Raw genomic sequence first — 12,034 nt, 5'->3', positions numbered from 1 at the left:
CTCAGCCCTGGCGCTAGCCGTTTAACACAGACCGGGGCCGGCCGGCCTGAAGCTGGCTCTGATACAGCCGCCGTGGATCGCGTTTACGCAGGATGACAAGGTCCTGCACGTTATCGATGACGCCCTCGCGGATATCGACCACCTCGAACAGCCGGGACCATACCCGCCGGATATACGCCGGCGAATGGACCGACATGCCGTAGCTGGATGTGACGCCGGGATGGTTCGCAAGATTCGTGTCGAAATCCGGGTACTCCTTGTACATGGTGCCGTACTGGGCCAGTTCCGCGTCGCTCACCGGAGCCCATTGCTCCAGCTTGCGCCGCAGCGAGGCCAGCCCGTGCGTCCCGTGCGTCGTGATGAGCACGATGCCGCCGACCTTGACGACCCGGTACATCTCCTTTAGCCACATAAATTGGTCCCGAAGCGGCAGATGGGTCCACAAGGATACCGAATAGATGGCGTCGAAAAATCCGGCCGGGTACTCGAGGGGCGGGGTGTAATCGTTGACCGACACCGCCACGTTCGGGAAGGCTCGTTTAAGATAGGCGATAGCCGTGGCGTCTACATCGGTGGCATGCATATGCCGGAATTCCTTGTGGCTATACTGGAGCGTCCGCCCGACGCCGGCGCCGAAGTCGAGCACCACGCGTTCACACGCCGGCGGTTCCAGATGCGCGGCCATCGCCTCCTTGATAGGCGTATAACACCGCAGGCCGGCGCCGATGAACTTTCCAATGGAGCCACCGCCAATCCTCCGGCGATTCTCCAGCGGCGGGATGAAGCCGGAGTAGCCGTTCAGGACCCGATAGGCATCGACATACAAAGGATCTATGGTATTGGCAATCGCCAGCAGCGGCTTGCGCAGGTGGCGGCGCAGCTGAGTTTTAAGCAGCATATCGAGTGGGATAACGACTAGGGTCGAGTAGTGCGCGGCGGCGGCTTCCGGTGATGGCGGTGGAGCCAGCGACGATGGGGTACGCAAAATCGCCCGAAAAAATGGTGCCAGGATGTGCCTGCTATTCGTCGTAACGCGGCAGGGCCGCGAAAACAGAATGGAAATATCTTCCTCGCGAGGTCAGATCAGCCGGCGGTACAACGCGGCCGTATCACGAGCCTGTAGTTCGATGGTGAACGACGCGAGCGCGGTGCGGCGGGCGGCCTGCGCCAGGATGGCGGCGCGGACGGCGTCCTCCAGCACCCAGGCCAGCCCGGCGGCGAGGTCGTCGGTGTCGAACGGCTCGGCCAGATACCCGTTTTCCTGGTGCGCGATCATCTCGGGCATACCTCCAATACGGAAAGCAACACACGGCGTTCCGCAGGCGAGGGCCTCGACGACGGTGTTCGGCAGGTTGTCTTGCTGGGATGGGGCGACGAAAACGTCGGCCGCGGCGTAGAGGAGGGCGAGGCTGATGTCGTCGCTCACGCGCCCGGTGTAGTGGGCCGGTAGGCCAAAGTCGTCGGGCGTGGCGGGGGCCGTCGCGCCAAAAACGACGAGATCGGTTTCGGCGCCAAGCGGGCCGGCGGCGAGACGTCGCAGAGCTGCTTCGAGAAAGCGAAATCCCTTCCTTCGGTCGCTCGTGGCCCGCATCGCTCCGAAGAGGACCAGCTTCCGGTCGGCCGGCAGGTTCAGGATATCACGCGCCACCGCCCGGTCGAGAGGTTTGTAGAGACGGGTGTCGACGCCGTTCGGGATCACCTCCACCGTCGCATCCCGAAAGAGCGCGCTGGATCGGGCACACTCGGCCATCCAGCGGCTCGGGGTGACCACGGTCATCCGCTCCGTCGCCCAGTGGCGCCGCTTGCGCTTCCACGTCCACCGGTCCAGGTCGAACCCGCGTTTCACGGCGGTCCCGCCATGGGTATAGCCGGTACGAAACCGCGCGGCCGGCCCGTCGTCGGTGTAATGCTCGGTGCCACAAAACGTCCACATGTCGTGGAGCGTCCATACGACGGGCGCCGCGATGCGGCCGACCTCCGCGATGCTGATGGTCTCTTTGCTGAGCAGGTGGAGATGCACGATGTCCGCCCGCTCAGCGGCGATCCGACGCGCCATGCCGGTTGGCAAGGCGTTTATGGAGTGCACGCCGGCCATCTCCTGGTTATGGAGCGCCAGCAGCGGGCCGGCCAGGTACGGACGGAGTCGCGCGGCGCTGGAGCGCAGGAAGCCCCGCGGCCCGCTCACGGTTTCGTCGTCGCTGTATGTGGTGCGGACGAGCATCCGTGCCTCCACGCCCTCGGCAAGCAGACCGCGGTGCAGGCGGTAACAGGCGCGCGCCGCGCCCCCAATGCCATCGTCCGCGTTGACCAGGACGGCTTTCATGGCAGCCCTCACGACAGCAACCGGATGAAGGCCTCGGAGAGCACCTGACGCGACGCATCCAGGTGCGACTGTATGGAGGGCGGCGCCTGGGCCGCGAGGGCCATGCGCCAGGCGTCGTCGGCGTTGAAGGATGTCAGGGCGATGAGACGATCGGCGAGGCCGAGGTCGTCCAACAAGCCGGCGATCTTGCCACCCAGCGTATAGTCGATAGCCAGGAACGGCCGACCGGCCGCGATGGCGAAGACCACGCTGTGGAACCGCATGGCGACGACGAGGCGACTGGATCGAAAGGCCGCGAGGTCCTCGGCCGGCGGGCGATGCCGGTCATCGAGCCGGGCCAGGAGTGCGGGGCGATCCGCGAGCAGGCGGCGGTAGAACATGCGGTCGTCCCCGCCGACGGCCTGTTTATGCATACAAAATGGGATGACCACGGCGCCGGGCATGCGGTCGGCCGCGCCGTCGGCGAACCCGAGCACTTCCTCTTCGAAATGCGTCCGCGCGCGTATCGCGTCGTCCGGCGAGAGGCCGGCGGCGTATTCGTTCACGGGCCAGTCGCGGAGCGCGAGCAGCACCCGGTCGGTCGGCTCGACGGGTGTCCCAGCCGCCTGCCGGGCGATCCAGAGGAACGCGGGATCGAGCATGACGCCGGCCTCGCCGTCCCAGCCCAGGACGTTGCGAGCCGTCGCAATCGACCTTCGGTCGCGGAGCAGGACGCGGTCCGCCGTCTCCAGCAGCTCCCGGACGATGGCGTCGCGTGGGCCTCCCAGCGGCCCGATGCCGCAGCCGGCGACAAGCGTCGCCGCACCGGCGGCGCGGCCCAGGGCCAGCAGTTCGAGCATATCGATACACTGCGAAACGCCCGTCATCAAGGGTCCGCCGCCCATCACGACGAGTCCGTACGCGCCGGCCTTCACCTGTGTCCGCGCCTCGGCGAGCGAGAGTATACGGGCCAGGCGCAACTCCGGCATCTGACGCCGCGTGTTTTCGGTGATGTAGGGTTCGATCGCGGCTACATCCACCTCGGCGTCCGGATGGGTCAGCCGGAGGGTGTCGACGATCCCGCCAAGGATGGCTTTGTCGCCGAGTGTCTCGGTACCGTACCAGCCGCAGATGAGGACACGCCCTGAAGCCGGCGATCGGCGGGCGGGCGCGGCGAGCGCGCGCACGTCGCGCAGCCGCCGTTTTTCTTCCTGCACCCGCAGCGTGCCGGCGGCCAGCCGGATCGCCCCCGGCACAACCTGCGGCAGCGACTTGATCGCCGCTCTGCCGATGCTCTGCACGTACGTCGACCGATCCGAAAACCCTTCGTAATCGTGCAGGCAGAACTTGCACTTATCCTCTACGATTTCGGAGAGGTGGTCCGCATTCGCCCAGAACACGGCCTCGGAGTCATCGTCGATCACATTCCCAATCGTCTTGCTCTCCACGGCGCAATAAGCCAGGCCGCCATCGGACAGCAGCGTGACACCCTCGTTTTTCCAGCTACAGCCCGCCTTGCGCTCTTTCCCGTAGATCACCTGGTCGCGCAGGCTCCGGTAGAAGGCGCGCCGGCCTTCCTGCCGCTCGTAGTGGAGGTGGAGGTGATCGATGAAATTGGCGAAATGGAACCGCTCCTCCCAGGTAAACGCGAAGGGATCGACGATGTCCTTGCCATAGAGCCTCTGGTGCGGGATGCCAATCCGGAAGCGGGCATAGAGGTCACGGCGTTGGCACCAGTCCAGCACTTCCTCCACGTGGTACACGTTTTCTCGGATGACGGTGCATCCGATGCGGTAGGACTGGACGCCGGCGTGTGTCTGGATATGATCCAGCACGCCCAAGGCCGAGGCGAAGTTGCCCTTGATCCCGCGGACACGGTCGTGTACATCGCCGATGCCGTCGAGGGACACCATGACATCGAGGTGGACGCCGGCGGCGCCGCAGGTGTCGGCCAACTCGTCGACGGCCTTTTTTACCCGCTTCTGGACGATCGCGTTCGTGATGAGGTTGATCCGTTCGAGCTTCGGGAGCACGTCGATGAGCGCCTGCACCAGTTCCGCCAGATCTTTGCGCAGGGTCGGCTCGCCTCCGTTGATGCCTACGGAGGTGACTTCGCGGTAGAGCGGATTGGCGAGCGCCACACGGATCTCGTCCGGCGTAATCTGCCGGCCCAGCTTCTGCTTCCAGATGTGGCACATCTGGCACTGGGAATTGCAGATGTCGTTCACGGGAAACTGGATCACCCGCGGCAAGCGCTGCCTCGGGTGTGGGACGGCCGCCTGATAGCCCTGAACGATCTTTGAAAGGGTCTTAAGATTCATAGCGCTGGACATGCGGGCGCAGTAGAAAAAAAGCAGTACTGAAAAAGCAGCAGAGAAAAGGGGGGTAACCCGAAGAAAGCAGGCGCGCACTTGAGAAGAGGCAAGACGCCACTCAGGGCTCCACGTGTTTGCGGCGAGACACAAATGGGAGGCGACGGAGCCACGGCCCCGGCCGGAACACCCGCCGGAGTTCATCGAGTTTGGTGCGTTCGACGGTGTCGGCACGCTGGTGTTCGAGATACGACTGGAAAAACGCGAGCCCGAGCCCGATGACCCCTCCCACCATCAGCCCGAGGAATAACGTGAGCGTACGTTGCGGGCCGGAGGACTCCATGGGGGGCACCGGCTGTTCGAGGACCGTGATCACCGGTGTACTGCGCTGCAGATCGATCTCCGCCTGGGTGAGCTGGGCCTGGAGGTCGCTGTACAATTCGGATTTAAACGACACCAGCCGCATCAGCCGATCGCGATCGGTGCGCAGCCGGGCGCTGTGCGGGTTCACGTTGCGGTCGTCGAACGCCGCCAACGTATTCTCGGCCTTGCGCAGGGAGTCCTCAGACGCCTTGAACTGCTGCTCGATGAAGACGAGGTCCTCGCGCGCTTTCTGCGTGCGGATATCCCGAACGCGCTCGACGAGGCGATCGACAAAACTCTGGGCCAGTTGCGCGGACAGGACCGGGTTGTCGGTCCGCGCGGAGAGCGTCATCAGGCCGGTCTCCTCATCCACCCCGATCGAAATCAGCTCGGCGATGTCTTTCATGGCCTCCTCTTCGGCGCGAGTCGGGTAGGCTTCCCCGGCGCCGGCGCCGGCGGGCCCGGCCGGAATCAGGTACCGCCGGAGCGCGCGCTTGAGCGTCAAGGGCAAGCCGAGCGTGTAGTTAAACACCGTTTCTCCGAAGCCCGGCGCCAGCACGGTATAGGCCGCGAACGTCATCGTGGCATCGACATCCGGGAAATAAAACGTGTCGCGAACAACGGCGAGGCGAACTTCCCGGCTTGTGGCCACATCCGGATAGGCAACCGCCGTCAGGCCCGTCGCCGCGCCCCCCAGGTTGAGGCCGAAGCCGCTCAACAGCGACAGGCCGCTCATATTGCGGGTCATGGCGTCGTTTTCGACTTCCCGGATCACCCGCGCCCAGGAGGTATACTGGGACGAGGCAAATAGCGCGAACAGCAGCGCAATCAAGCCACACACCGCCACCGAGCGGACGATGACGCGCCGGTGCCGCGCAAGGACCAGCGCGATGTCGAGCAGGGAAACCTCCTGCTCGTCGGCGGGCGCCAGCGCCTTCGGGGTGCCGTTCGCCGGGTTGGTCGGGGCGGTCATATCGATTTACGGTGTGCGATTACAGCGGTGGACTTAGTTGCGGAACGCCTGGCGTGCGAGGACGATGATCGTCAGCGTGCTGGAGACGATGCCCACGGTTTCAACGATCGTCCGTCCGACATCGATCCGTTCACCGGGCTCCCGCGGCGGCTTCTTGGTCACGAAAATCTTCGCACCCTCATCGACCACCGGGTTGGACTTGAACAGGCCGCGCCGAACGCGGAACGTCGCGCCAGAGGCCTGGGTCATGAGGACGGCTTCAGATTCGGGTCGGAGGCCGCCGGCGCGGCTGAGGTAATACTTCACGCGCCGGCCGGGTTCATATTTGATCAACCCTTCGATGGCCACGTTTCCGCGCACCGCCACCGTATTCGGCTGGGCCGGGATCAACACCCGGTCGCCGGGTAGCAGCACGATGTCCGCGTCGCGGTAGCCGCCGAGGGCACGGTCGAGCCGTGCAATCACCTGGAGGTTCTCTCGGTACAGCCGGCCGCCTTTCGGGTACCCCGTCGGCAGGATGCCGCCGGCGCGCCGGATGACCTCGGACAGCGTCTCGTTCTCGCGAAGGAGTGTGTATTCGCCGGGGAACTGCACTTCGCCGGCCACCATCACCGTCTGCTGCGGCTTGTACGCCGGGTTGGTGCGTACGTAGATCCGGTCGAGATGCTGGAGCTTGAACTTGCGGGCCTCGCTGAAGGCCTTGAGGCTGTCGGATACCCCGAAGCTGTAGGTTTCGTTCAGGGCCTCTGGCGGGAGGAGGGCGACCTCGATGCCCATGGCCAGTTCCCCGTTTTGCCGCTGTTTGTCCAGCCGGGTCACTTCGACCTCCTGGAAATACGCGTCGTCGCGGAAGCCGCCGGCCTGCAAGATCAGGTCTTCGAGCGACATCCCATCGCGGAAACGGTACTGCCCTTCCGCCTTAACCGCGCCAGCGATCTGGACGTAGCGGTCACGTGCGACTTCCACTTCCAGCGGGTAGATGCGGATCTCGTCGTCGGGGTGCAACGACATCCTGGCCACGGGGCCGCCGGCGAGGGCCTCGCTCAGATCGAACGGGATGATCTGCTCGGACCGCCCGTCCGCACTCTTCCGAAAGATGTCCGCCCGAGCCTGGAAAACGGTCTTGAGATGCTCCGGGTCGGCCAACCCACCACCCTTGAAGAGCAGGTCGGTCACGGTCATGTTTTCGAGCATCTCGTACATGCCCGGCGAGCGCACCTTGCCGGATATTTTGACGGTCGGCCGGACGCGTAGCTCGCTCAGGGCGAACACGTGCAGACTATCCTGGGGCCGCAGGACGAGATTCTGCGTCGGCTCGTCCGCCAGGATATCGTCCAGTCTCAGCGAGACAACCTCGGGCTGAAGCGACGGCGTGAGGCGGATGAGTTCGACTTTATCGAGATACGCGTCGCCCGTCAGGCCATCGGCTTCGGCGATGAGGTCTCGCACGGTGCGGATCGCCTCGTTGAGTTCATAACGCCCTGGATTGTGAACGGCGCCGCCCACGCTCACGGCCCGGACGCGACTTCGGGCGGCCATGTTGGTCGCCTCGGGGATCGAAAAGATGGTCACCCGGTCGCCGTTTTCGAGAGCCACCTGTTGGGCACCGGATAACACATCGACGAGGCTAAAATCGAGCACTTTGCGGATCTCCATCGGATCGGCGCGTTCGGCGAAGGGCACCACACGGTCGATCTGGAAACGACGCGTATAGGCTTCCGGCTTCAAGCCGCCGGCAAACTGGAGCAGGTCAAGGATCGACTCACCCGAACGGAGTTCGTAGTACGCCGGCCGATGTACCTCGCCTTCGAGCGCCACGGTCAATCCCCGTGGCGGGATGAAGATATTGTCGCTGGACTGGAGGCGGACGTCGCCCTCCGAAAAGCCCTTGAGCAGGTACTCGTACAGGTCGACCTGGTAAGCCACCTGTCCGCGCCGAACGACCTGCACGTTGCGCAGGCTGCCCGTGTAGCGCGGCCCGCCCACGGCATAGAGGGCGTTGAAGACAGTCGAGCTGCTGGGCAGGGGAAAACGGCCCGGTCGCGGCACCTCGCCCAGAACAAATACGCTCACCGGACGGAGGCGGGTGACGCTGAGGTCCATTAGCACCTCGGGCGGCTCGGTGGTGAGGCCGGCGTAATTCTTCGACAGCCACAGCCGGAGGTCCTCGCGCAACTCGGCGAGGCGGGTGCCGGCGACGGTCCGCTGCCCCACGTTCGGCACAAAGATACGGCCCTCATCGTCCACCACAAGATCCTGCTGGAACTCTGTCGCCCCAAAAATGATGAGGCGCAACTCATCGCCCGGCCCCACCAGGTACCCATCGTCCACGGGCCCGCTCGTGACCGGTTGGAAGGACTCCGGGCGCACGGCGAAGAGGTCGTACCCGAAATACGGCAGGCTATCCGCCACGGCCATCGAATCGCGTTCGACGTTGGCCTCGGCGGCGTCGTGGGTGATCCGAAGTACCGTCCCCGTCTCGATGATATTGTCGTTATGGCTCTCGTCGATCGCAAGCACGTAGATGCCCCAATCGCCGACAGCCACATCGTGCGGCACGGCGAAAAGGCCCTGCCAGCTCCCCTCATACTTGCTGCCAAGGATGCGCCGCACCTCATAGGCGTACAGGGTGTCGGCGCTGACCTCGTTCAGGAGGAACATCTCTACCGATCGGATGCCCGACAACGCATCGCGGAGCGGCACGCGGACGACGATCGTATCGCTCGCGAGCAGGCGTTGGCGCTCTTCCTCCACTTCTTCGATCGTCTCTTCGGACGTATTCGGTGCAAAAAAGAGGGGATCGATGAGCGGCAACACGAGCACATCGCGGCTCAGGACGGCCGGCCCGAACATCAAGGGCACGTCGCGGTCCACCTCCCCCACGACGCCCAGCTGCTGCAGTCGTTCGGCTTCTTCCTCCGCCTGTACGGCCAGAATCATCTGCCGCACCAGGCTTTCGGAAATGCCGATCTCACGAGCACGGCGGACGGCGACTTCCGGGTTCGAAAGGTCGATGCCGAGACGCTGCGCCTCGCGGCGCGCTTCGTCGGCGGTGAGGCCGCGCTCCTGGAGTTCGCGTTGCACGTTCGCCGGCAGGTCCTGCGCACGCGCGGCCTTCGGGGTAACCAGTAATAAAAAACAGCAGCCCGCCAGCATAGCGACTGTGCATACAACAGATGAAATCGGGGACGTTCCGTTGTACATAGAGGAGTTCGTTGACAATCTATCTATTGGACGTGCCCGCGAACAGGCGCGGCGCACGCATGAAGATGCTGGTTATGACGCGGGCCCCGCATCCAGGGCTCCTTGTTCGATCCAATCGCACCACATATGCCCTACGAGCAGGTGCGCCTCCTGAATTCTCGCCGTATCGTCGGATGGGATCATGAGACAGGCATCCACGGCATCCGCCATCTCACCGCCGGACCGCCCGGTCAGGCCCAGGGTATACACATTCCTTGAGGATGCCTCCTCAAAGGCCGCGATGACATTTGGACTGCGGCCCGATGTCGATAAACCGATCAGCACATCGCCAGTTCTACACCAGGCGCGGACTTGCCGCGCAAAAATCTGTTCAAATCCATAATCATTCCCAATTGCCGTGACCACGGACGGGTCGGCTGAAAATGCCAGCGATGCCAGTGCCTGCCGTTCACGCTTGAATCGCCCCACCAGTTCCGCCGCAAAATGCATACTCTGCGCAGCACTCCCTCCGTTCCCCATCCAGAAGACCCGCCCACCGCGCTTCACCCGCTCGGCCAGATCCCGCCCAATGCGCTCGATCTCATCCGCCTGATGAACCAGCAACTCGATAACACGCAGATGCTCGGCGATGACGGAGCGGACGGGCATGAGGAAGTTGGAAGTGAAAAGTGAAAAGTGAAAAGGTAAAAGTGAAAAGTAAAAGGCTATAAATGTTGATCGTACCTGCCACAACCGACAATCGCTAATCGCTGATCGCTAATCGCTGATCGCTAATCGCTAATCGCTAATCGCTAATCGCTAATCAGTCGTTGAACCCCTCCGCCGCAACCTGTTCCACAACTAGCCCCTCACCGGCCTTGATCCCGCTCTCACTCCCCGACCTCTCCGAACGCGAAACCCGCTATGTGCTGCAGGCGCTGGATACCCGCCGGCTTGCACTGGGGCCTTTTGTGACGTCGTTCGAGGAAAAAATGGCCGCGTTGTGCGGGGTATCCCACGCCGTGGCCGTAAACAGCGGCACGGCGGCGCTCCACCTCATCGTGCGTGCGCTCGGCCTCGGGGCCGGCGACGAGGTCATCACGACCCCTTACAGTTTCGTCGCGTCGGCCAACTGCCTGCTCTTCGAACACGTCACGCCCCGGTTTGTCGACGTCGATCCCGAGACGTATACGCTGGACGTACGCCGCATCGAGGCCGCGCTCACGCCGGCCACGCGCGCAATCCTCGCCGTCGATGTCTTCGGGCAGCCGGCGGACTGGCCATCGCTCGAGATCCTCGCGAAACGCCACGGCCTGATGCTGATCGACGACGCCTGTGAGGCCCCTGGCGCGTCGGTTCAGGGCCGCCCCGTCGGCGCCTGGGGCCGGGCCGCCGCCTTCGGGTTTTACCCCAACAAGCCGATCACCACCGGCGAAGGCGGGTGTATTACGACGGATGACCCGGAGATCGCCGCCCTCTGCCGCTCGATGGCGAACCAGGGCCGGCGGACGCCGGCGATCATGGAACACGTACGGCTGGGCTATAACTACCGGCTCGACGAGCTGTCCGCCGCCATCGGCTGCGCCCAGTTGGAACGCAGCGAGGATCTGTTCAGGCGCCGCCGACAGGTCGCCGCATGGTACGATGAGGCGCTGGCCGGCCTGGCGCATCACTTCCGAACACCCTCTGAACAAACCGGCTCCGTCCGCAGCTGGTTCGTATACGTCATCGAACTGCGGCCGGAATCGCCGGCCGGCCTGAGGGATCGTGTGATGGAGCGGCTCCGCGCCGCCGGCATCGGGAGTGCCCCCTATTTCCCTACAATCCACCTCCAGCCCTACTACCGGGAACGATTCGGATACCGAGAGGGAGACTTCCCCGTGGCCGAATCCATCAGCGCGCGCACACTGGCCCTCCCATTCTACTCGACCCTGACCGAAGACGAGGTGGCCCGCGTCGCCGAAGCGCTCGCCGGCGCATTTTCAGCAGAAGAAAAAAACGGAAACGAATCACTTCATGGCGTTCCGAATTGAAGTCTCTGTGAACCTGCCCGACAGGCCTCTCCCAGCGCCCGGGGACAGTCAAACCGGCTCAATCCTTGCGCATCTCCGCTCGCTATCAAAAAGTCTCCCCTCAGTCACCCGATCCGGCCGTTTTTTCCTTGAAGCGCATCAATTCTTACCTCCCCCTCAAGCGCGGCGTAGACGTGCTGCTTGCTTCGGTCCTTCTCGTTCTCGCCCTTCCTCTGATGGCGCTCATCGCCGTCGTCGTCGCGCTGGATAGCGGCACGCCCGTCCTCTTCCGCCAGACCCGCATCGGCCGTTTTGGCCGGCCTTTTACGATCCTCAAATTTCGCACCCTCCACCCCACGCCGCATGCGCTGACCGAACCGCTCCCCGCGGCGACCCGTTCCGGCGTTTTCCTGCGTCGCTGGGGGTTGGATGAACTGCCCCAGTTGTGGAACGTGATCCGAGGCGACATGAGCCTCGTGGGCCCGCGCCCAACGGTGCCGTCGCAGGTGGAGCGATACACGGCGTTTGAACGCCGGCGCCTGGCGCTACGACCCGGCCTGACCGGCTGGGCCCAGGTACAGGGCCGGAATACCCTCCGCTGGGAATCGCGCATCCGGCTGGACGTCGATTATGTCGAACGGACGAGTCTCGGCCTCGACGCCTGGATCCTCCTCCGCACCCCATTCGCCCTTCTATCCGCCGAAGACGCCTACGGGCCCGGCGGGCGTAACAGCGATTTTGCGCCCATGGCGAACCCGGACGTCCGCGCGGCGTAGAGGCGTCGCGCGCAACGTGCGCGCCGCGTGTGTCGTCTCGTCACCCATCACGCGCCGTCTCTCCCCCCGATCGTCCCTTTTATGCCCTCCCTCGTCGTTGTCGGCGCCGGCGG

General features: G+C 64.2%; 8 protein-coding genes. 2 read left to right on the top strand and 6 right to left on the bottom strand.

What is annotated here, in order from left to right; translation table 11 throughout:
• Nucleotides 1-13 precede the first annotated feature (13 nt).
• The 6 genes from SH809_06255 to SH809_06230 form a co-directional block, all read right to left on the bottom strand.
• Nucleotides 14-898, bottom strand: a complete 885-nt coding sequence (locus SH809_06255; protein MDZ4699286.1) for a class I SAM-dependent methyltransferase — start codon at nucleotides 896-898, stop codon at nucleotides 14-16.
• A 180-nt stretch (nucleotides 899-1,078) separates the two neighbouring features.
• Complete coding sequence (locus tag SH809_06250) at nucleotides 1,079-2,323, bottom strand: glycosyltransferase family 4 protein (GenBank protein ID MDZ4699285.1); 1,245 nt, start codon at nucleotides 2,321-2,323, stop codon at nucleotides 1,079-1,081.
• Between the two features lie 8 nt (nucleotides 2,324-2,331).
• Nucleotides 2,332-4,623 (bottom strand): polysaccharide pyruvyl transferase family protein, encoded by a 2,292-nt coding sequence (locus SH809_06245; protein MDZ4699284.1) that lies wholly within the window; start codon nucleotides 4,621-4,623, stop codon nucleotides 2,332-2,334.
• Between the two features lie 112 nt (nucleotides 4,624-4,735).
• Complete coding sequence (locus SH809_06240; GenBank protein MDZ4699283.1) at nucleotides 4,736-5,950, bottom strand: Wzz/FepE/Etk N-terminal domain-containing protein; 1,215 nt, start codon at nucleotides 5,948-5,950, stop codon at nucleotides 4,736-4,738.
• A gap of 33 nt (nucleotides 5,951-5,983) precedes the next feature.
• The gene (locus tag SH809_06235; protein ID MDZ4699282.1) at nucleotides 5,984-9,106 is read right to left on the bottom strand and encodes an SLBB domain-containing protein; all 3,123 of its coding nucleotides are present in this window, start codon (nucleotides 9,104-9,106) and stop codon (nucleotides 5,984-5,986) included.
• Nucleotides 9,107-9,226: 120 nt separating this feature from the next.
• A complete protein-coding gene (locus SH809_06230; protein ID MDZ4699281.1) occupies nucleotides 9,227-9,802 on the bottom strand; it encodes an SIS domain-containing protein in 576 nt (191 codons plus the stop codon).
• A gap of 209 nt (nucleotides 9,803-10,011) precedes the next feature.
• Between SH809_06230 and SH809_06225 the strand changes: the two genes are divergently transcribed.
• On the top strand, nucleotides 10,012-11,166 hold the full coding sequence (locus tag SH809_06225; protein ID MDZ4699280.1) for a DegT/DnrJ/EryC1/StrS family aminotransferase: 1,155 nt from the start codon (nucleotides 10,012-10,014) through the stop codon (nucleotides 11,164-11,166).
• A gap of 128 nt (nucleotides 11,167-11,294) precedes the next feature.
• Nucleotides 11,295-11,921, top strand: a complete 627-nt coding sequence (locus SH809_06220) for a sugar transferase (GenBank protein ID MDZ4699279.1) — start codon at nucleotides 11,295-11,297, stop codon at nucleotides 11,919-11,921.
• Nucleotides 11,922-12,034 lie beyond the last annotated feature (113 nt).

The sequence above is a fragment of the Rhodothermales bacterium genome (assembly GCA_034439735.1).
Taxonomy (GTDB): domain Bacteria; phylum Bacteroidota; class Rhodothermia; order Rhodothermales; family JAHQVL01; genus JAWKNW01.
This window is presented reverse-complemented; position numbering and strand designations above follow the sequence as displayed.

Excerpts from the sequence above, each read along its gene's own strand:
- SH809_06255 (MDZ4699286.1), bottom strand. The coding sequence starts at position 898 with ATGCTGCTTAAAACTCAGCTGCGCCGCCACCTGCGCAAGCCGCTGCTG.
- SH809_06250 (MDZ4699285.1), bottom strand. The coding sequence starts at position 2,323 with ATGAAAGCCGTCCTGGTCAACGCGGACGATGGCATTGGGGGCGCGGCG.
- SH809_06245 (MDZ4699284.1), bottom strand. The coding sequence starts at position 4,623 with ATGAATCTTAAGACCCTTTCAAAGATCGTTCAGGGCTATCAGGCGGCC.
- SH809_06240 (MDZ4699283.1), bottom strand. The coding sequence starts at position 5,950 with ATGACCGCCCCGACCAACCCGGCGAACGGCACCCCGAAGGCGCTGGCG.
- SH809_06235 (MDZ4699282.1), bottom strand. The coding sequence starts at position 9,106 with ATGCTGGCGGGCTGCTGTTTTTTATTACTGGTTACCCCGAAGGCCGCG.
- SH809_06230 (MDZ4699281.1), bottom strand. The coding sequence starts at position 9,802 with ATGCCCGTCCGCTCCGTCATCGCCGAGCATCTGCGTGTTATCGAGTTG.